Source organism: Streptomyces sp. NPDC088747 (assembly GCF_044751025.1).
Lineage (GTDB): Bacteria > Actinomycetota > Actinomycetes > Streptomycetales > Streptomycetaceae > Streptomyces.
Genome location: NZ_JBIVKZ010000005.1, coordinates 167,464 through 187,849, shown reverse-complemented (window position 1 = coordinate 187,849; position 20,386 = coordinate 167,464). Strand labels below are relative to the sequence as shown.

Genomic DNA, 20,386 nt, shown 5'->3' with positions numbered 1-20,386 from the left:
TGCGGAGTCCGCTCCCGCGTAACCGTCACCGCGGTTGTGCCGCTCCCACGTAGCCGTCACCGCGGTTGTGCCGACCCCGCGTAACCGTCACCGCGGCTGTTCCGGCTTCTCCACGGCGCCGAGGTCCGTGCCCTCCGGGATCTCCTTGCCGTTCGTTCCCATGACCTCGCGGTCACCGAGCGGCTTGTCCAGAGGCACCTTGAGGTCCATCGCCTTGGCGATCATGATGCAGACCTGGCCGGGCTTCGACTTGCTGGTCACCTTGACCGTCACCTTGCCGGAACTCTCGCTCGCCGAGGCCGAGTAGTCGCTGCACACGCCGCCCCAGAAGCTCACGGTCAGTTCCTTGCCGTCGGCGCTGTAGCCCTCCACCTTCACGTCCCCGGAGGTGGACTTCCCGGTCGGCGCGGGGGACTCACCGGTCCTCGGTGAGCTCAGATAGCGCGGTTCGACCGCCGGGTTCGTCACCGTGACGCCGCCCTGCACACCGGGCGCCCGGATCTCGAACAGCCACGACGGCACCAGCGTCCGCCGCCCGTCCACCGAGTGCGCCGCCAGCCCGAACGTGGCCTTCTCGACCGTCGCCGTCGCGGGCTCCGGAGTCACGGTGGACGCCTCGCACGGCACCTCGTCCCGGTCCTTCAGCGGTACGGGACTGGCGCAGCCGCCGATCCCCTCGCGTCCGCCGCCCGAGGACTGGCCGTTCATCAGGTCCAGGGTCTCCCGCGCCGTCAGCACGGGATACGTGTCGCCCTTCACCGGCGCCTTCAACTGCCCGCTGCCGCCGATGATCCGGCCCTCGGAACCAACCTGTACGCCGGTCGTCCAGCCGTACGTGGGCAGCCCGCCGACCACCGGGTCCGCGTTCACCACGCGTACCCGGTCGTCGTTCATGAGCTGACCGGCGTCCAGCTTCGCGTCGTCCTGGCCGACGGCCTTCAGCACGGGGGCGGCCGCCTTCTTCGCCTCCGCCTCGCTCACCGCCGGCGGACGCATCCCCGCCAGGCCGCTGGACCCGACGGGCCCGCACGGCTTGTTCTTGGCGCAGTCGTCGCCGCCCGGCACGTACGAGCTGTAGGTCCAGGTCCCCGGCGCGGCCCGGCTCACCCGGAGGTTCGGCTCGGACGCGTCGTTCGTGGAGCCGACCGTCCAGTCGCTCCCGTCCGTCCGCGGCGTGCCCGCCACCCCGAGCGCCTCGGCCAGCCGCGCCACCTCGGCCTTGGTCACCTCGCCCTTCGCCGCGTACACGGGGGCCGAGTCCGGGCCGTCGGCGAGGTCGCCGTCCGCCCGGTAGGTCGTGCCGTACGGGTTCGGCTCACCCGGCGCGATGCCGTTCGGCTCGCCCGGGTCGGCGGTACCGCCCGTTTCGCCCGGGGCGCTCGCGGAATAGTCGTCGAGGGTGAGTGCCGGGGGAGTGCCGGCGCCCGCGGGTGTCCCGGCGCCGTTGTTCCCCTTACCGCCGTCCGACGCGGTCGTGGCGAAGTACGCGCCGCCGCCGCCCGCGAGCAGGACCGCGGCCGCGACGGAGACGACGGCCACCGGGGAATGCCGCCGACGCGGCTTCGCCGTCTCGCCGTCCGTCTCGCCACCCTCGGCGGGTTCGGTCGCCTCGTTGTCGGGTCGCTCGGTGCTCACCGCATCGCTCCTTAGGCTCCACTGCTGTCCTGACGACCCGGCCCGGTCAAGAATGGGGCGCCGGAAAAGAGGCGCTGTGGGTCGTATACCGCATCCCCTTTACGGGGGACAGCGATGGGACGCAGCGGGGGAGCGCACGGTTCCCCGCGAGCGCGGTTTCCGGCCGCTTTTCCGGCCGTCTTCCGTCAGTCCGCTTCCGAGCCCGTCAGTTTCCGTACTCGGACATCGCGTCCAGCAGCCGTGCCGAGGTGGGCGGCACCGTCACGCCGTGGATGAGGGAGGGCGGCACGGGAACGGCGGTGACGGGGTCGGGCGCGCTCCACTGCCCGGCCATCCGCGCGCAGTCGCCGCGCAGGGACTCCAGATCGCCTTCGAGGTCGTGCGGAGCGGTGCCGTGGACCTTCAGGTTTGTCATAGCGGCACCGTAGGCACGGTGGAGCTCGCGAAGAAAGATCTACTATCGGGTAGTTTTTGCCGCTTCAGTGCGCGCGCGTCGACCGGGTAGCGTGAACTGTCAACGCCAGCCCCTCCACATCCCTCGCAGGAGCGTGTCCTCGCCGTGCGTATCGCAGTCACCGGCTCCATCGCCACCGACCACCTCATGACCTTCCCCGGCCGTTTCGCCGACCAGCTGGTCGCGGACCAGCTGCACACGGTCTCCCTCTCCTTCCTGGTCGACAACCTCGACGTACGCCGGGGAGGGGTCGGCGCGAACATCGCCTTCGGCATGGGCCAGCTCGGCACCAAGCCGATCCTGGTCGGCGCGGCGGGCTCCGACTTCGACGAGTACCGCGCCTGGCTCGACCGGCACGGCGTCGACACCGACTCGGTGCGCATCTCCGAGGTGCTGCACACCGCGCGCTTCGTGTGCACCACGGACGCCGACCACAACCAGATCGGCTCCTTCTACACCGGCGCCATGAGCGAGGCCCGCCTCATCGAGCTCAAGGCCGTGGCGGACCGCGTCGGCGGCCTCGACCTCGTCCTGATCGGCGCGGACGACCCCGAGGCGATGCTGCGCCACACCGAGGAGTGCCGCTCCCGCTCGATCCCCTTCGCCGCCGACTTCTCGCAGCAGATCGCCCGGATGAGCGGCGAGGACATCCGGGTCCTGCTGGACGGCGCGACGTACCTCTTCTCCAACGAGTACGAGAAGGGGCTCATCGAGTCCAAGACCGGCTGGAGCGACGAGGAGATCCTCGGCAAGGTCGGCACCCGGGTGACCACCCTCGGCGCGCAGGGCGTGCGCATCGAGCGCGCCGGCGAGGAGCCGATCGAGGTCGGCTGCGCCGAGGAGGAGCGCAAGGCCGACCCCACGGGCGTCGGCGACGCCTTCCGCGCGGGCTTCCTCTCGGGCCTCGCCTGGGGCGTCTCGCCCGAGCGCGCCGCCCAGGTCGGCTGCATGCTCGCCACCCTGGTCATCGAGACGGTCGGCACACAGGAGTACCAGCTGCGCCGCACCAACTTCATGGACCGCTTCACCAAGGCGTACGGCCATGAGGCCGCCGCCGAGGTCCAGATCCACATGGTGTAACTAGGACACCCGGCGGACCACGTACGCGAAACCGTGGTCCGCCGGCTCCTCGCCCAGGTACTCCTGCCCGCGCATCTCGCACCACGCCGGAATGTCCAGCCGCGCCGCCTCGTCGTCCGCCAGGACACGGACGGTGCCGCCCACCGGGACATCTCCGATGACCTTGGCCAGCTCGATGACCGGGATCGGACACCGCCTGCCGAGCGCGTCCACGACGAGCGAATCCCCGGCCGCGGGCGCCTTCGTCGGCGCCGCGGGGGCGCCCAGCTTCTCCCGTACGGCCGAGACCGCGCCCGGCAGCACCGACAGGAACCGCTCGACGTCCGCCTCCGGCACACCCGGCGGCAGTGACACCCGGACATTTCCCTCGGTCAGCACGCCCATGGCCTCCAGCACATGGCTGGGTGTCAGCGTGCTGCTCGTGCACGAGGAACCCGAGGAGACCGAGAAGCCCGCGCGGTCCAGCTCGTGCAGCAGAGTCTCCCCGTCGACATAGAGACAGGAGAAGGTGACGACGCCGGGCAGCCGGCGCTGCGGGTCACCGACCACCTCGACGTCGGGAACCAGCTGGGGCACCCGCAGCCGGATGCGGTCCGTCAGCTCCCGCAGCCGCGCGCCCTCCGTGGCCGCCTCGGCCCGCACGGCCCGCAGCGAGGCGGCCGCCGCGACGATCCCGGGGATGTTCTCGAACCCGGCGGCCCGCCCCGACTCCCGCTCGTCCACGGGCCCTTGCGGAGCGAACCGCGCCCCCTTGCGCACGACGAGCAGCCCGACACCCGAAGGGCCGCCCCACTTGTGGGCGCTCGCCGTGAGCAGGGACCAGTCGCCCTCCACCCGGCCCCACCCCAGCGACTGCGCCGCGTCGACCAGCAGCGGTACGCCCGCCGCCCGGCACTCCTGTGCCACCGCGGCCACCGGCTGCTCCGTGCCCACCTCGTGGTTGGCGGACTGGAGGCAGGCGAGCGCGGTGTCCGGGCGCAGGGCGGTGCCGTACGCCGAGGGGGACACCTCGCCCGTACGTGCGACCGGGACCCGGGTCACCGAACCGCCCGCCGACTCGTGGACCTCGGCCGAATGGAGTACGGAGGAATGTTCGACGGCTGACACGATCAGGTGGTCTCCCACGCGCCGCCGTCCGGCCAGCGCGCCCGCGATCCCGGAGTGCACGGCCCGGGTCCCCGACGAGGTGAAGACCAGCTCGTCCGGGCGGCAGCCGACCGCGTCCGCCGCCGCCTCCCGCGCCGCGTCGAGCAGCAGCCGGGCCCGCCGCCCTTCCCTGTAGAGGCGTGCGGGGTCCGCCCACCCCTCGTCCAACGAGGCCTGCAGGGCCTGCCGGGCAACGGGATGGAGAGGGGCGGCGGAAGCGGCATCGAAGTAGGACACACCGCAACGCTAAGTCCTCCGGTCACGGGAGCGTCCCGCACGGGGCGCGGGACGGTGACATGTGCGGCTCCGCCGCGGGCGCGATCAGCACGACGGGCGAGCCGCCGCCGTACGAGAACCACCTCCGAGCCGGTGGGCGCCCCGAACCCCCCGTCAGAAGCGGCCCAGGACAGGGCAACCCCCCCCTTCTCGAAACCCGGCGGCGCGTTGCGCACCCCTCCCCGCGCGACCCCAAATAGCGTCCAGTAGGGTTTGCTCCGCATAAACATCCAAACCCCTGCCCGTGTGCCAGGGCGGCGAGCGACCAGCGAGAAGGCCGTAGCCAACCAGCGCGGGCGAGACTCTCGGGAAGGCGCTACGTGAGTCCCAACGGCTCCGACCTCCCCCGCTCCCTGAAGGGCGCGGGCGGTACCCCCACGCCGCGGCGCCCGATTGGGCGGAAGCTGCTGCAGGCGATGACAGCGGGCCTGGTCCTGTCGACCGCCACCGGTTGCACATACAAGGACTTCCCCCGCCTTGGTTTTCCCACCCCGGTTACGGACGAGGGTCCGCGGATCCTCTCCCTCTGGCAGGGCTCGTGGGCGGCCGCGCTCGCCACGGGCGTGCTGGTCTGGGGCCTGATCCTGTGGAGTGTGTTCTTCCACCGGCGCAGCCGTACCAAGGTCGAAGTTCCCCCGCAGACCCGGTACAACATGCCCATCGAGGCGCTCTACACCGTGGTCCCGCTGATCGTCGTCTCAGTGCTTTTCTACTTCACGGCCCGCGACGAGACGAAGCTCCTCAGCCTCGAAAAGAAGCCCGACGTCACCATCAACGTCGTGGGCTTCCAGTGGAGCTGGGGCTTCAACTACATCGAGAACGTCGACGGTTCCACCGGTGACGCGGCGACCGACAAGAACCTGGCGGCCATTCCGAGCCGGTTCTACGAGGACTTCCCGGCGAACGCCGGCGGTGTCTACGACGTCGGCACGCCGAGCACGCGGAACCCGCAGACGAACAACCCCGGTCCGACCCTCTGGCTCCCCAAGGGCAAGACGGTCCGCTTCATCCTCACTTCGCGTGACGTCATCCACTCCTTCTGGGTGGTGCCGTTCCTGATGAAGCAGGACGTCATTCCGGGGCACACCAACTCCTTCCAGGTGACCCCCAACAAGGAGGGCACCTACCTGGGCAAGTGCGCCGAACTCTGCGGCGTCGACCACTCCCGGATGCTCTTCAACGTCAAGGTCGTCTCTCCCGAGCGCTACGAGGCCCACCTCAAGGAGCTCGCCGAGAAGGGCCAGACGGGGTACATCCCGGCCGGCATCGAGCAGACGGACCCCGAGAAGAACCGGGAGACGAACAACCTGTGAGCATCCTCAACGAACCCCAGGGTGCCGCCGAAGCCGAGGACTCGTACGAGAACGAGTTGCCGCTACGGCGCAAGGAGCCCGGCAGTGTCGTGATCAAGTGGCTCACCACCACTGACCACAAGACGATCGGCACGCTCTATCTGGTCACGTCGTTCGCGTTCTTCTGCATCGGCGGCGTCATGGCGCTGCTCATGCGCGCCGAGCTGGCGCGTCCGGGTCTGCAGATCATGTCGAACGAGCAGTTCAACCAGGCGTTCACGATGCACGGCACGATCATGCTGCTGATGTTCGCGACGCCGCTGTTCGCCGGTTTCACGAACTGGATCATGCCGCTCCAGATCGGCGCGCCCGACGTGGCGTTCCCGCGGCTGAACATGTTCGCCTACTGGCTCTACCTGTTCGGCTCGCTCATCGCGGTCGGTGGCTTCCTCACCCCGCAGGGCGCGGCCGACTTCGGCTGGTTCGCCTACAGCCCGCTGTCGGACGCGGTCCGCTCGCCGGGCATCGGCGCCGACATGTGGATCATGGGTCTGGCCTTCTCCGGCTTCGGCACGATCCTCGGCGCGGTCAACTTCATCACCACCATCATCTGCATGCGCGCTCCCGGCATGACGATGTTCCGCATGCCGATCTTCGTGTGGAACGTGCTGCTGACCGCCGTACTGGTCCTGCTGGCCTTCCCCGTTCTCGCCGCCGCGCTGTTCGCGCTGGAGGCGGATCGGAAATTCGGGGCACATATCTTCGATGCCGCGAACGGCGGGGCACTGCTGTGGCAACACCTCTTCTGGTTCTTCGGCCATCCAGAGGTGTACATCATCGCGTTGCCGTTCTTCGGAATCATCTCCGAAGTGATCCCGGTGTTCTCGCGCAAGCCGATGTTCGGCTACATGGGCCTGATCGGCGCGACCATCGCCATCGCGGGCCTCTCCGTGACGGTGTGGGCGCACCACATGTACGTCACCGGCGGCGTACTCCTACCGTTCTTCTCCTTCATGACGTTCCTCATCGCCGTACCGACAGGCGTGAAGTTCTTCAACTGGATCGGAACGATGTGGAAGGGGTCACTGTCGTTCGAGACCCCGATGCTCTGGGCCACCGGCTTCCTGATCACCTTCACCTTCGGTGGTCTGACCGGTGTCATCCTGGCCTCGCCGCCGATGGACTTCCACGTCTCCGACTCGTACTTCGTGGTGGCGCACTTCCACTACGTGGTCTTCGGCACCGTGGTGTTCGCGATGTTCTCCGGCTTCCACTTCTGGTGGCCGAAGATGACCGGCAAGATGCTCGACGAGCGACTCGGCAAGATCACATTCTGGACGCTGTTCGTGGGCTTCCACGGCACGTTCCTGGTGCAGCACTGGCTGGGCGCCGAGGGCATGCCGCGCCGGTACGCGGACTATCTCGCCGCCGACGGGTTCACCGCGCTGAACACGATCTCGACGATCAGCTCGTTCCTGCTCGGCCTGTCGATCCTGCCGTTCCTCTACAACGTGTGGAAGACCGCCAAGTACGGCAAGAAGGTCGAGGTCGACGACCCGTGGGGTTACGGCCGTTCGCTCGAATGGGCCACGTCCTGCCCGCCGCCGAGGCACAACTTCCTCACCCTGCCGCGGATCCGTTCGGAATCCCCGGCGTTCGACCTGCATCACCCTGAGATCGCCGCTCTCGACCAGCTCGAGAACGCCGGTCACGGTGAGAAGGCCCTCGCTGGTGGCAAGGAGGCCGGCAAGTGAAGGTCCAAGGCAAGATGTTCATCTGGCTGGCCGTCTTCATCCTGGTCATGGCCATCGTCTACGGCGTGTGGTCCAAGGAGCCCGCCGGTACGACGGCGCTCTTCCTGGCCTTCGGCCTGAGCATCATGATCGGCTACTACCTGGCCTTCACGGCCCGGCGGGTCGACGCGCTGGCGCAGGACGACAAGGAGGCCGACGTCGCGGACGAGGCCGGCGAGGTGGGCTTCTTCAGCCCGCACAGCTGGCAGCCGCTGACGCTCGGCGTCGGAGGCGCGCTGCTCTTCCTGGGCGTCGTCTTCGGCTGGTGGCTGGTGTACTTCTCGGCCCCGATCCTGCTGATCGGCCTGTGGGGCTGGGTCTTCGAGTACTACCACGGTGAGAACCGCACCCAGTAGCACGCGCTGAACGCCCGGGAGCCCGGACACTCCGTCAGGAGAGTCCGGGCTCCCTCGTTTGCCACACCGCTTGTCCCTCGCTCGGCTCACTCGGCGCGCCGTGGCCGACGCCGGTTCATAGCGTGAGCCCATGAGCCACTCACCGCGATTCCGTACGGTAGCCAGCTGCACCACGCTGCTGGTCGTCCTTGGCGCGGGCATCACCGCCTGCGGCTCCGACGGCCACCCGCTCTCGGCCGCGCCGTACGACGCGGCGGGCCAGATCGCCTTCAACGGCCCCAAGGACGAGAGCCGCAAGGCCGACCCCGACATGCCCCTGGAGTTCACCGTCGACGGTGACGAGGGGCGCATCACCGACGTGACGGCCACCGACGCGTCCGGCCGCTACGTCGCGGGCGAACTCTCCGCCGACGGAGGCCGCTGGCACAGCACCTCACCGCTGGCCGCGGGAGCCCGCTACACCGTGCGCGTCAGCACCGAGAACGAGGACGGCGCCCCCGGCCGCAAGGTCCTCGCCTTCGACACCGGTACGCCCACGACGAAGAAGCGGCTGAACGTGACCTTCGGGCCCAAGGCCGGCAAGTACGGCGTCGGCCAGCCCGTCACGGCCGAACTCAGCGCCCCCGTCAAGGACAGGGCGGCCCGCGCGGTCGTCGAACGCGCCCTCAAGGTCGACTCGAAGCCCGCCGTCGAGGGCGCCTGGCACTGGGTGGACGACAAGACGCTGCACTACCGCCCCAAGGAGTACTGGCCCACGCAGGCCACCGTCCGGGCCCACAGCAACATGGGCGGCATCAAGATCGCGGAACGCCTGTGGGGCGGCGACGCGAAGCCCCTGGACATCACCATCGGCGACCGGCTCGTCGCCGTCACGGACGCCTCCGCGCACACCATGACGGTCTTCCGCAACGACGAGGCGATCAAGGAGATCCCGGTCACCACGGGCAAGCCCGGCTTCGACACCCGCAACGGCGTCAAGGTGGTGCTCGGCAAGGAGTACTTCGTACGGATGCGCGGTACCAGCGTCGGCATCGCCGAGGGCTCCGCGGACTCCTACGACCTGCCCGTGTACTACGCGACGCGGGTCACCTGGAGCGGCGAGTACGTGCACGCCGCGCCCTGGTCGACCGGCTCGCAGGGGTCCGCCAACGTCAGCCACGGCTGCACCGGGATGAGCACGGACAACGCCGCCTGGTTCTTCGAGAACGTCCGCGAGGGCGACATCGTGAAGGTCGTCAACTCGCAGGGCGAGGACATGGACCCCTTCGGCAACGGCTTCGGGGACTGGAACGTCGACTGGAAGAAGTGGCGCACCGGCAGCGCCCTGGTCGACGGAGCCCCCGACGGGCCGAGCCAGGCGGAACGGGCCCGCCTGCGTCCCGAGTCGGCGTGAGAGCCGCGTCCCGTCCGGGGCGCGGGGCTGTGACGTACGCGGACCGGCCGGGCGGGCGCCGCGGGCCGCGTACGGCCCGCGGTCGCCGGACGGCGCGCGTGGCGGGGCCGTCAGGTGCCCGCGAGGGCCTTCCGGCGCAGCAGAGCGGCCAGCTCGGCGGCGAACTCGACCGGATCGACCGGCAAGGTCACCGCGGCGTCCGCACGGCTCCAGGTGGCCAGCCAGGCGTCCTGAGGGCGTCCGATCAGCACCAGGACGGGCGGGCAGTCGAAGATCTCGTCCTTGATCTGACGGCAGACACCCATGCCGCCCATCGGCACGGCCTCGCCGTCCAGCACGCAGATGTCGATCCCGCCCTTGTCCAGCTCCGTCAGGACGGCGGCGGGCGTCGCGCACTCGACGAACTCGACCAGGGGGACGTCGACTGCCGGCCTGCGGCCTGTCGCGAGCCGCACCTGCTCCCGGGTGTTGGAGTCGTCGCTGTAGACCAGCACCGTGGCGGTCGGCTGCATTCTTCCTCCGAGACGTCGGTGTCATCGAGACGGGACGGACAGTGTCCGCTGCGCGGATGCTACTCCTCCGGACACCTCGTCAACACCGGTTCGGACAGCCCTTCGATGGGCCATTTGGGCTGGACACACCCCATCAACACTCCGAACGGCACCCCCCGGGGTGAGGGCGGGATAAGCGACCGACATAATGTCGGTCGTGGCGACAGCAACGACAGTAGAAACCGGGCACGCGCACCCGTCGGTCAATCGGCCGAACCTCACCAGCGTCGGAACCATCATCTGGCTGAGTTCCGAGCTGATGTTCTTCGCGGCCCTCTTCGCGATGTACTTCACCCTGCGATCGGTGACCGGGCCGGATCACTGGAAGGAAATGGCCGAGTCGCTGAACATTCCGTTCTCAGCGACGAACACCACGATCCTGGTGCTCTCCTCACTCACCTGCCAGCTCGGCGTGTTCGCCGCCGAGCGCGGTGACGTGAAGAAGCTCCGGATGTGGTTCATCGTCACCTTCATCATGGGTGCGATCTTCATCGGCGGTCAGATCTTCGAGTACACCGAGCTGGTCAAGAAGGACGGGCTCTCGCTCTCCTCCGACCCGTACGGCTCGGTGTTCTACCTGACCACCGGCTTCCACGGCCTGCACGTGACGGGAGGTCTGATCGCCTTCCTGTTCGTCCTCGGCCGCACCTACGCGGCCAGGAAGTTCACCCATGAGCAGGCAACCGCAGCCATCGTCGTGTCCTACTACTGGCACTTCGTCGATGTCGTCTGGATCGGCCTTTTTGCCACGATCTACCTGATCAAGTAATCGGGCCCACCGCCCGAAACATCCAGAAGCACCGACGCAGAAGATCCTGACACCGGGGTAATCCGTGAAAAAGCTCTCCGCACGACGACGCCATCCGCTGGCGGCGGTCGTCGTCCTACTCCTCGCGCTGGCGGCCACCGGGGGGCTGTACGCCGCGTTCGCACCCGCGAGCCAGGCGCAGGCCGACGAAACCGCCCAGTCCCTTGCCATCGACGAGGGCAAGAAGCTCTACGCCGTGGGCTGCGCAAGCTGCCACGGAACCGGCGGTCAGGGCAGCTCCGACGGTCCGAGCCTGGTGGGCGTGGGCGCAGCCGCCGTCGACTTCCAGGTCGGCACCGGTCGCATGCCGGCCCAGCAGCCGGGCGCGCAGATCCCGAAGAAGAAGAACATCTACTCCCAGGCAGAGATCGACCAGCTCGCGGCGTACATCGCCTCGCTGGGCGCCGGTCCCTCCGTGCCGACCGAGAACCAGGTCAGCCCCGAGGGCGCGGACATCGCCAAGGGTGGGGAACTCTTCCGTACCAACTGCGCGCAGTGCCACAACTTCACCGGCAAGGGCGGTGCGCTGTCCGAGGGCAAGTTCGCGCCGGACCTGGAAGGTGTTACTCCGAAGCACATCTACGAGGCCATGCAGACCGGCCCGCAGAACATGCCGTCCTTCCCCGACACGATCATGTCGGAGCAGAACAAGAAGGACGTCATCGCGTACCTCCACGCGGTCAACGGTGACGACACCGTGGAGCCGGGCGGGCTCAGCCTGGGCGGCCTCGGGCCGGTCAGTGAAGGCCTGTTCGCCTGGATCTTCGGACTCGGCGCCCTGATCGCTGTCGCCGTCTGGGTCGCCGCTCGGACCGCAAAGGCCAAGAAGTGATGAGTAGCCAAGACACTCCAGAAGAGAACCTGCCCGCAGAGCGGGCCACCGACGACCACGGACACGGTGCGGTGTCGGTCGCGAACGAGCAGGATCCGTTCGCCGACCCGGGGCTGCCGCCCCACGAGCACCGCGTCCAGGACATCGACGAGCGGGCCGCAAAGCGCTCCGAGCGTGTCGTCGCCTTCCTGTTCACGCTGTCGATGGCCGCGACCGTCGGATTCATCGCCTCGTACGTGGCGATCCCCGAGGACAAGGGCGTCTACATCTTCCCGATCGGACACGTCAGCGCGCTCAACTTCGCGCTGGGTGTGACGCTCGGCGTCGCGCTGTTCTCCATCGGAGCGGGCGCGGTCCACTGGGCCCGCACCCTGATGTCCGACGTGGAGATCGCCGACGAGCGTCACGCGATCGAGGCGCCGCCCGAGGTCAAGGCCAAGGTCATGGCCGACTTCAAGCAGGGTGCCAAGGAGTCCGCGCTCGGCCGCCGCAAGCTGATCCGCAACACGATGTTCGGCGCGCTGGCCCTGGTCCCGCTCTCCGGTGTCGTGCTGCTGCGCGACCTCGGTCCGCTGCCGGGCACGAGCCTTCGCCACACGATGTGGCGCAAGGGTCTGCAGCTCGTCAACATGAACACGAACGAGCCGCTGCGTCCCTCGGACGTCGTCGTCGGCTCGCTCACCTTCGCCAAGCCCGAGGGCCTGGAGGAGCACGACGAGGACTTCCAGGTCCAGATCGCCAAGGCGGCCCTGATGATCGTCCGGCTCCAGCCGGACAACATCAAGGACAAGCGCGAGCTCGAGTGGTCGCACGAGGGCATCGTGGCCTACTCGAAGATCTGCACCCACGTCGGTTGTCCGATCTCCCTGTACGAGCAGCAGACGCACCACGTCCTCTGCCCGTGCCACCAGTCCACCTTCGACCTCGCCGACGGTGCCCGAGTGATCTTCGGCCCGGCGGGTCACGCCCTGCCTCAGCTGCGCATCGGTGTGAACGCTGAGGGCTATCTCGAGGCGCTCGGCGACTTCGACGAGCCCGTCGGTCCTGCTTTCTGGGAGCGCGGATGAGTACTGCTGCGAACACTGCCGACCCGGTCGACGCGAACTCGCGGAAGAAGGCACCCGCGGGCGAGCGGGTCGCCGACTGGGCCGACGGCAGGCTGGGCATCTACGGCCTGGCCAAGACCAACATGCGCAAGATCTTCCCGGACCACTGGTCCTTCATGCTGGGCGAGATCTGCCTCTACAGCTTCATCATCATCATCCTCACGGGTGTGTATCTGACGCTGTTCTTCCACCCGTCGATGAACGAGGTGGAGTACCACGGCAGCTACATCCCGCTGCAGGGCCAGCTGATGTCCGAGGCGTTCAACTCGACCATGCACATCTCCTTCGATGTGCGCGGTGGTCTGCTGATCCGGCAGATCCACCACTGGGCGGCGCTGATCTTCCTCGCCGGCATGTTCGTGCACATGATGCGCGTGTTCTTCACGGGTGCGTTCCGCAAGCCCCGCGAGGTCAACTGGCTCTTCGGGTTCCTGCTGTTCGTCCTGGGCATGTTCACCGGGTTCACCGGCTACTCGCTCCCTGACGACCTGCTCTCCGGCACCGGTGTCCGCTTCATGGAGGGCGCGATCCTGTCCGTGCCGATCGTGGGCACGTACCTCTCGTTCTTCCTCTTCGGCGGCGAGTTCCCGGGCGGCGACTTCGTGGCCCGCTTCTACTCGATCCACGTCCTGCTGCTGCCGGGCATCATGCTCGGCCTGGTGGTCGCCCACCTGATCCTGGTCTTCTACCACAAGCACACGCAGTTCGCGGGCCCCGGAAAGACGAACAAGAACGTCGTCGGAATGCCGCTGCTCCCGGTCTACACCGCGAAGGCCGGCGGCTTCTTCTTCCTGGTCTTCGGTGTCATCACGATCATCGCGGGCATCGCCTCGATCAACCCGATCTGGACGATGGGCCCCTACCGGCCGGACCAGGTGTCTACGGGCGCCCAGCCCGACTGGTACATGGGCTTCTCCGAGGGCCTGATCCGCGTCATGCCGGGCTGGGAGATCAACCTTTGGGGGCACACGCTCGTCCTGGGTGTGTTCGTCCCGCTGATCATCTTCCCGCTGGTCCTGGTCGCGATCGCGGTCTACCCGTTCATCGAGTCCTGGGTCACCGGCGACAAGCGCGAGCACCACATCCTGGACCGCCCGCGCAACGTCCCGACCCGTACGGCCTTCGGTGTCGCGTGGATCACCTGGTACATGGTCCTGCTGATCGGTGGTGGGAACGACCTCTGGGCCACACACTTCCACCTGTCGATCAACACGATCACCTGGTTCGTACGGATCGCGTTCTTCGTCGCTCCGGTGCTCGCGTTCATCGCCACCAAGCGGATCTGCCTCGGCCTCCAGCGCCGGGACCGTGACAAGGTGCTGCACGGCCGCGAGTCGGGCATCATCAAGCGCCTGCCGCACGGTGAGTTCATCGAGATCCACGAGCCGCTCAGCCAGGAGTCGCTGCACACGCTCACCGCGCACGAGCAGTACAAGCCTGCCGAGATCGGTCCGCCGGTCGACGAGAACGGTGTCGAGCGCAAGGTGAAGGGTGCGCAGAAGCTGCGCGCCAAGCTCAGCAAGGGCTACTACGGGGAGGACAACCAGATCCCCAAGCCCACCGTCGAGGAGTACAAGGAGATCACGAGCGGCCACGGCCACCACTGATCACCCGCATGATCCTCGCTGATCGCCACGGCAGGAGCCCCGTCCATTGCATGGACGGGGCTCTTTGCCCTCTCCGGGGCTGGATAGGGTGGACTCCTTCCCACGTGCCGGGGCGAGCCCGCCCGCGCACCTCTCCGAGAACCCAGGAGCGACCATGAGCGCTGTGAACCCCGCCGGCGGCGACACCGCGGCGGACCGTTCCTGGCCCAGGTTGCTGAACGGCCTGCTCGACGGCCGTGACCTGAGCGCGGACGACACCGCCTGGGCGATGAACCTGATGATGCGCGGTGAGGCGACCGACGCCCAGATCGCCGGGTTCGCGGTGGCGCTGCGGGCCAAGGGGGAGACCGTCGAGGAGATCTCCGGGCTCGTACGGATGATGTACGAGCACGCCAACGTCATCGAGGTGCCGGGCCGGACCGTCGACATCGTCGGTACGGGCGGGGACGGGGCCAAGACCGTCAACATCTCCACCATGTCGGCGATCGTCATCGCCGGAACGGGCGCGAAGGTCGTCAAGCACGGCAACCGGGCGGCCTCCTCCGCCTCCGGGGCGTCCGACGTCCTGGAGAAGCTCGGGGTCAATCTGGAGCTGACGACGAAGCGGGTGGCGGAGGTGGCCGAGGAGGCCGGGATCACCTTCTGCTTCGCCGTGAAGTTCCACCCGGCGCTGCGTCATGTGGGCGCCGCGCGCGGGCAGTTGGGCATCCGGACCGTCTTCAACGCGCTCGGTCCGCTGACGAACCCGGCGAGGGTGCGGGCCCAGGCGGTCGGAGTCGCGGACCCGCGCATGGCGCCGATCGTCGCGGGCGTCTTCGCCGAGCGGGGCAACTCCTCGCTGGTCTTCCGCGGCGACGACGGGCTCGACGAGCTGACGATCACCTCCACCTCCCGGGTGTGGGTCGTACGGGACGGAAAGGTCACCGAGGAGTCCTTCGACCCCCGGGACGTCGGCATCGACCTCGTCCCGATCGAGGCACTGCGGGGCGCGGACTCCGTGTACAACGCCGACGTCGCGCGCCGGCTCCTGGACGGCGAGACCGGGCCCGTGCGGGACGCCGTACTGCTGAACTCGGCGGCGGCCCTGGTGGCCCTCACGCCGGGCGAGGGGCCGCTCGCCGGGCAGATCCGTGCCGGGATGGCGAAGGCGGCGGAGGCCATCGACTCGGGGGCGGCCAAGCGGACGCTGGAGCGGTGGGTGGCGGCCACCAACGCGTAGCGCCTCCTGGATGCGGCGGCGGCCTGCGCGCAGGCATTTCGAAGGGCCGGGCCGATGAGGTCCGGTCCCTCGCCGTCTCCCTGTTCCGGGATCCGGACACGGGTTGCGCGGTCGCGATCAGGTCGCGTAGGTTTTTCGGCAGGTCATGAGTGACAGTCATGAGGCCCCGGCCGACTGTCCGGCAACCCTCCGTCCGTGGCGGGGTGCCCCGGGTGAAGACCAGGCCGTAGGCAGCGAGGTCTGCGGCAAGCGCGGACCCCTCGCCCTCTTCTGAGTGGTGTACGGCCCAGGGGTCCTGGTGTTCGAGGGAGCCTTCTGTGAGCAAGCGAATGCGATAGGGCGTAGAGCCCCTATTCCGCGTACCCGTTTTCGCCCTTTCCCGCGTTGAGCCCCGCCCCTGTCGCGGACCGGTCTCGCGCGGTCCCCCCGCGTCTCACAGGAGCTCGCCATGTCTGTCTCCACCGCTGCCGCCGACCAGGCCGTTTGTTCCCCTCTGCCCGTTCTGGGCGGGGATGTCACCGTCCCGCTGGTCACCGGTGGCGAGGTCACCTACGCGGCCCTCGACTACGCCGCCAGCGCCCCGGCCCTCCAGCGCGTCTGGGACGACGTGGCCGCGTACGCCCCGTACTACGGGAGCGTGCACCGTGGCGCCGGGTACCTGTCCCAGCTCTCCACCGACCTCTTCGAGAACTCCCGTGAGACCGTCGCCGGGTTCCTGGACTGCCGGGACGACGACCAGGTCGTGTTCACCCGGTCGACCACCGACTCGCTCAACCTGCTGGCCGCCGCCCTGCCGGCGGACTGCCAGGTCTTCGTCTTCGAGACCGAGCACCACGCCTCGCTGCTGCCCTGGCGGGACGCGCGGGTGACCTACCTCGACGCCCCCCGTACGCCGGACGAGGCCGTCGCGACCCTGGAGCGCGCCCTCACCGAGCGCGACCCCCGCGGGCCGGCCCTCGTCTGCGTGACCGGTGCCTCGAACGTCACCGGTGAGCTGTGGCCGGTGCGTGAGCTGGCCGCCGCGGCCCACGCGCACGGCGCGCGCATCGTTCTCGACGCCGCGCAGCTCGTCCCGCACCAGCCGGTGTCGGTGCGCGACCTCGACGTCGACTGGGTGGCCTTCTCCGGGCACAAGCTGTACGCACCCTTCGGCTCCGGCGTCCTCGCGGGCCGCTCCGACTGGCTGCGCGCGGCCGAGCCGTACCTGGCCGGCGGGGGAGCGAGCCGCAAGGTCAGCCGGCGGGTGGACGGCGGCGTGGACGTGGAGTGGCACGACACCGCCGCCCGGCACGAGGCCGGCTCGCCGAACGTGATCGGCGTCTACTCCATCGCGTCGGCCTGCAAGGCCCTCACCGACGAGGGCTTCGACAGGCTCGTGGCCCGTGAGCGGCACCTGATCGACACGGTCCGCGCGGGCCTCGCCGAGGTCCCGCAGGTCCGGGTCCTCTCCCTCTTCGGTGACGACGCCCCGCGGGTCGGCGTCATCTCCTTCGTCGTCGAGGGCTGGAACAGCTCGCACTTCGCGGCCGCGCTCTCCGCCGAGTACGGCATCGGGGTGCGCGACGGCCTGTTCTGCGCCCACCCGCTGGTGCGCACCCTCCTCGGCAGCGACCCGGAGACCCAGGGGGAGTGCGGCGCCCCCGAGGCGGCGCCCGGCGAGAAGTCCCTCAACGCCATCCGGGTCAGCTTCGGCGCGGGCACCCCGGACGAGCACGTCGAGCGGTTCGTGCGGGCGGTCGGGGAGCTGGTCCGGGACGGCGCGAAGTGGAACTACCGTACGGAGGGCGGGCGTTGCGTCCCCGCCGTGTGACCGCCGGGCCGTGACGGGGGAGACGGCCCGGCCCGCACCGGGAGGCGGCCGTCAGCCGTCCAGGCCGATGGCGAACGCCGCCTCCAGGTCGTGCTGGGAGTACGTGCGGAAGGCCACGTGGGTGTCCGTGCCCTCGACGCCCGGGATCTTGCTGATGCTGCCGGGGATGACGTCCGCCAGATCGTCGTGCGCCTTCACCCGGACCATCGCGATCAGGTCGTACGTGCCGGTGACGGAGAAGACCTCGCTGACGCTTTCGAGGGCGGCGATCGACTCCGCGATCTCGGGGATCCGGTCCACGCTGGTCTTGATGAGAACGATCGCGGTGATCACGGCTGGTTTTCTCCCTCGGGGGCCACTGCTGGGGCTTTCACTGTAGTCGTCCGGCCGAAACGCACCCACGCGTAGGCGAAGCCGAGGGAGAAGCCCACCAGGTGGGCCAGATAGGCGACCCCGGGGCCCGCGGAGACCCGGCTCGCCGCCAGCCACTGGAGAGCCACCCAGAAGGGCAGCACCAGCCAGGCCGGGAACCGCAGCGGCAGGAAGAAGAGGAACGGGAAGAGACTGGTCACCCGGGCCTTGGGGAACAGGTAGAGGAACGCCCCGAGCACCGCGGAGATCGCGCCGGAGGCGCCGACCAGGGTCTGCTCGGACTCCGCGTTGGCGACCGCGTAGCCCACCAGGGCGAGACAGCCGCAGCCCAGATAGAAGAGGGCGAACTCCACATGGCCCATCCGCTCCTCGGTCATCACCCCGAAGACGTAGAAGAAGAGCATGTTGCCCAGCAGGTGGAGCCAGCCGCCGTGGATGAACTGCGCCGTGGCGGGGGTGAGCCACGCGCGCGGGGCCCCGCCGAGGAGCTCCACCGGCACCACACCCCAGCGGCGGAACCAGGCCCGCTGGGCGGCCAGCAGCTCGTCCCCGGTGCCGTACGAGGGATTGAGTCCGGACGCCGGGCCGATGACGAAGACCAGACAGGTCACGACGATCAGCCCGTACGTCACCGGTGCCGATTTGCCGCGCACGGCCCTGCCGACCGTCGTACTCCAGTGCCCGATCATGTTACAGAGCATGGCGTAACCGGACGGATGCGCACAGATCGCCTCGCCGCAGTGGACGGCCGAGCGTCGAGTACCCGCCAGGCCTTAGGGTTACGAGCCATACGCGCCGGGGCGGCCGGCGCGGTGCGGACATCCGAAGAAAGCGACGCCACATGACGGTTCCCCTCCCGACGGCCGAGACCCGCTGGCGCTGCACGCTCTGCGGCAACCTCACGCGTTTCGACGTGACCCGTTCGTCGAAGGTCGTCGAGTACGTGCACCTCGACCTGGCCGGGGAACCCAAGGTCGAGGAGCGCGAGGTGGTCAGTGAGACCATCGAGTCGGTGCGCTGTCGCTGGTGCAACGCGTTGGATCAGGTGGAACTCGTGGACAGGCCGGGTGCCGGCTCCTGAGGGAGCGGGCCCGTACGGATATTGGGGTGACGGATGGTGGAGACCAGCGGGGAGCCGGACGACGGCACCGCCGAGGTGCTCGACCGCCCGCTGCCCGACGGGGTGCGCCGACGGGTCGTGCAGATCGTCTCGGACGGGTTCGGCGGCCTCACCATCGGTGAGCTGCCCACGCAGTTGCGGCAGTTCGCGCGGTTCGCGCCCAACAGACGGGCCAAGTTCGCCGGCAACGCGATGGCGGCCGCGCTGGAGACCGACCCGCTCTTCAGACAGCGCATCGCCGAGAAACTGAGAGAGACGCAGCCGGAACTGACCGGCGCTCTCGACTCGGGCGCGCCGCCCCCGGCCGCGGATCCGCTGGACGTGGCGGCCGCGGCCTACGTGCTGCGGCCCACCGGCTGGGTGAAACTGGTGGCCGCCGCGGGCGAGGAGGCCCTGCGGGCGGACGCCGAGCGCGCCGACGAGGAGAGCCGGGCCGAGCTGGAGCGGCTGCGCCGGGAACTCGCGGAGGCCCGCGGCCAGACGAAGGCGGAGACCGAACGGCTGCGTACGGAGCTGGAGTCGGCCAAAAAAGAGGCCGAATCGCTGCACCGCAAGCTGCGCGGCGCCTTCAGCGACGTCAAGCGCGGCGAGGCGGCCGTGCGCAAGCTCCAGGCCGAGATGGACACCGCGCGGGCGGAGGGCCAGGCCCAGGTGTCCGCCGCCGAGAGCGAGGCCCGGCGCCTCAAGTCGCGGCTGGGGGAGGCCGAGGCCGCGCTGGAGACGACGCGGAGAGCGGCGCGAGAGGGCCGCAGCGTCGAGGACATGCGCGTACGACTGCTGTTGGACACCGTGCTGGAGGCCACCCAGGGGCTGCGGCGGGAGCTCGCGCTGCCGCCGGTGTCCGTGCGGCCGGCCGAGACGGTCGACGCCGTCGAGCCGGGACGGATGACCCCGAAGGACATCGCGGCGCGCGCCCTGTCCGAGAACGACCCCGCGATCCTCGACCAGCTCCTCGCGCTGCCGCAGGCCCATCTGGTGGTCGACGGCTACAACGTCACCAAGACCGGCTATCCGCAGATGCCGTTGGAGAAGCAGCGGCTCAGACTGCTCGGGCAGCTCTCGCAGCTCGCCGCGCAGACCGGGGCCGAGGTCACCTGCGTCTTCGACGGGGCCGAGCTGGCCGCGCCGGTGCTGCTCGCGCCGCCGCGCGGGGTGCGGGTGCTGTTCTCCAAGGCCGGTGTCACGGCGGACGAGTTGATCCGTCAGCTGGTGCGCGCCGAGCCGCCGGGACGGCCGGTCATCGTGGTCTCCACCGACCGGGAGGTGGCCGACGGGATCGCCAAGGCGGGTGCGCGGCCGGTGGCTTCGGTGGTGCTCCTCAAGCGCTTCTCGCACGGATAGCCGACTGGGCCGTACGCCCCATAGGTTGCCTACGCACCATGCGTAACCTCTGGGTGTGATGCCCGGATTGATCGGATCCTTACGCAACGTAGTGTCAAGTGGACGTTACTGCTGGTGAGTTGTCGGCAAAGAAACGTTCGGTGACCGAGATTTTTCCTATCAGGATTTGAACTGATCACAGGAAGGTCACTAGGG

The 20,386-nt window shown here is 69.1% G+C and carries 19 protein-coding genes and 1 riboswitch; of the genes, 13 read left to right on the top strand and 6 right to left on the bottom strand.

Annotated features, from left to right (window positions below):
- Positions 1–87: 87 nt before the first annotated feature.
- Both ACIP79_RS14205 and ACIP79_RS14200 read right to left on the bottom strand, forming a co-directional pair.
- Complete coding sequence (locus ACIP79_RS14205; protein WP_401222956.1) at positions 88–1,635, bottom strand: hypothetical protein; 1,548 nt, start codon at positions 1,633–1,635, stop codon at positions 88–90.
- A gap of 205 nt (positions 1,636–1,840) precedes the next feature.
- Positions 1,841–2,050, bottom strand: coding sequence for a hypothetical protein (locus ACIP79_RS14200; protein WP_401222955.1), 210 nt, complete (start codon positions 2,048–2,050; stop codon positions 1,841–1,843).
- Positions 2,051–2,194: 144 nt separating this feature from the next.
- Here ACIP79_RS14200 and ACIP79_RS14195 point away from each other — a divergent pair, with 144 nt between their 5' ends.
- Positions 2,195–3,169, top strand: a complete 975-nt coding sequence (locus ACIP79_RS14195) for a carbohydrate kinase family protein (RefSeq protein WP_383683587.1) — start codon at positions 2,195–2,197, stop codon at positions 3,167–3,169.
- Here ACIP79_RS14195 and ACIP79_RS14190 read toward each other — a convergent pair whose 3' ends face one another.
- Positions 3,170–4,552: a cysteine desulfurase/sulfurtransferase TusA family protein gene (locus ACIP79_RS14190; RefSeq protein ID WP_401222954.1), complete on the bottom strand. Its 1,383-nt coding sequence runs from the start codon at positions 4,550–4,552 to the stop codon at positions 3,170–3,172.
- Between the two features lie 359 nt (positions 4,553–4,911).
- On the opposite strand from ACIP79_RS14190, the gene coxB reads away from it, so the two are divergent.
- The 4 genes from coxB to ACIP79_RS14170 all read left to right on the top strand — a co-directional run bounded on the left by coxB (position 4,912) and on the right by ACIP79_RS14170 (position 9,425).
- Positions 4,912–5,904, top strand: coding sequence for a cytochrome c oxidase subunit II (gene coxB, locus ACIP79_RS14185; protein ID WP_383683584.1), 993 nt, complete (start codon positions 4,912–4,914; stop codon positions 5,902–5,904).
- Positions 5,901–7,637, top strand: coding sequence for a cytochrome c oxidase subunit I (gene ctaD, locus ACIP79_RS14180; protein WP_383683582.1), 1,737 nt, complete (start codon positions 5,901–5,903; stop codon positions 7,635–7,637). The genes coxB and ctaD overlap by 4 nt, the downstream gene beginning before the upstream one ends.
- Complete coding sequence (locus ACIP79_RS14175; RefSeq protein WP_383683581.1) at positions 7,634–8,032, top strand: cytochrome c oxidase subunit 4; 399 nt, start codon at positions 7,634–7,636, stop codon at positions 8,030–8,032. Before ctaD ends, ACIP79_RS14175 begins: the two co-directional genes overlap by 4 nt.
- Before the next feature lie 130 nt (positions 8,033–8,162).
- Positions 8,163–9,425 carry an Ig-like domain-containing protein gene (locus ACIP79_RS14170; RefSeq protein WP_401222952.1) on the top strand — a complete coding sequence of 421 codons (1,263 nt, stop codon included), beginning with the start codon at positions 8,163–8,165 and terminating at the stop codon, positions 9,423–9,425.
- Between the two features lie 110 nt (positions 9,426–9,535).
- Here the strand turns inward: ACIP79_RS14170 and ACIP79_RS14165 are convergent, their stop codons facing one another.
- Complete coding sequence (locus ACIP79_RS14165; RefSeq protein ID WP_383683578.1) at positions 9,536–9,937, bottom strand: hypothetical protein; 402 nt, start codon at positions 9,935–9,937, stop codon at positions 9,536–9,538.
- 187 nt (positions 9,938–10,124) lie between these two features.
- Here ACIP79_RS14165 and ACIP79_RS14160 point away from each other — a divergent pair, with 187 nt between their 5' ends.
- From ACIP79_RS14160 to ACIP79_RS14135, 6 genes are all read left to right on the top strand, one after another.
- Complete coding sequence (locus ACIP79_RS14160; protein WP_383683576.1) at positions 10,125–10,745, top strand: heme-copper oxidase subunit III; 621 nt, start codon at positions 10,125–10,127, stop codon at positions 10,743–10,745.
- 64 nt (positions 10,746–10,809) lie between these two features.
- Positions 10,810–11,616 (top strand): c-type cytochrome, encoded by an 807-nt coding sequence (locus tag ACIP79_RS14155; protein WP_383683574.1) that lies wholly within the window; start codon positions 10,810–10,812, stop codon positions 11,614–11,616.
- Entirely contained in the window at positions 11,616–12,683 is a 1,068-nt protein-coding gene (locus tag ACIP79_RS14150; protein ID WP_383683572.1) for a Rieske 2Fe-2S domain-containing protein, read from the top strand. Before ACIP79_RS14155 ends, ACIP79_RS14150 begins: the two co-directional genes overlap by 1 nt.
- A complete protein-coding gene (locus tag ACIP79_RS14145; protein WP_401222949.1) occupies positions 12,680–14,329 on the top strand; it encodes a cytochrome bc complex cytochrome b subunit in 1,650 nt (549 codons plus the stop codon). The genes ACIP79_RS14150 and ACIP79_RS14145 overlap by 4 nt, the downstream gene beginning before the upstream one ends.
- A 154-nt stretch (positions 14,330–14,483) precedes the next feature.
- Positions 14,484–15,548, top strand: a complete 1,065-nt coding sequence (gene trpD, locus ACIP79_RS14140) for an anthranilate phosphoribosyltransferase (RefSeq protein WP_383683568.1) — start codon at positions 14,484–14,486, stop codon at positions 15,546–15,548.
- Between the two features lie 141 nt (positions 15,549–15,689).
- Positions 15,690–15,806, top strand: a riboswitch (SAM riboswitch).
- 190 nt (positions 15,807–15,996) lie between these two features.
- On the top strand, positions 15,997–17,358 hold the full coding sequence (locus tag ACIP79_RS14135; protein WP_401222947.1) for an aminotransferase class V-fold PLP-dependent enzyme: 1,362 nt from the start codon (positions 15,997–15,999) through the stop codon (positions 17,356–17,358).
- Between the two features lie 51 nt (positions 17,359–17,409).
- On the opposite strand, the gene ACIP79_RS14130 is transcribed toward ACIP79_RS14135, so the two are convergent.
- Both ACIP79_RS14130 and ACIP79_RS14125 read right to left on the bottom strand, forming a co-directional pair.
- Positions 17,410–17,691, bottom strand: a complete 282-nt coding sequence (locus ACIP79_RS14130) for an Lrp/AsnC family transcriptional regulator (protein WP_383683564.1) — start codon at positions 17,689–17,691, stop codon at positions 17,410–17,412.
- The gene (locus ACIP79_RS14125) at positions 17,688–18,419 is read right to left on the bottom strand and encodes a rhomboid family intramembrane serine protease (protein ID WP_401223415.1); all 732 of its coding nucleotides are present in this window, start codon (positions 18,417–18,419) and stop codon (positions 17,688–17,690) included. Before ACIP79_RS14125 ends, ACIP79_RS14130 begins: the two co-directional genes overlap by 4 nt.
- A 152-nt stretch (positions 18,420–18,571) precedes the next feature.
- Here ACIP79_RS14125 and ACIP79_RS14120 point away from each other — a divergent pair, with 152 nt between their 5' ends.
- Together ACIP79_RS14120 and ACIP79_RS14115 are read left to right on the top strand one after the other, a co-directional pair.
- Positions 18,572–18,811 (top strand): hypothetical protein, encoded by a 240-nt coding sequence (locus ACIP79_RS14120; RefSeq protein ID WP_266465096.1) that lies wholly within the window; start codon positions 18,572–18,574, stop codon positions 18,809–18,811.
- A gap of 33 nt (positions 18,812–18,844) precedes the next feature.
- Complete coding sequence (locus tag ACIP79_RS14115; protein WP_401222945.1) at positions 18,845–20,191, top strand: NYN domain-containing protein; 1,347 nt, start codon at positions 18,845–18,847, stop codon at positions 20,189–20,191.
- The last annotated feature ends 195 nt before the right edge of the window (positions 20,192–20,386 follow it).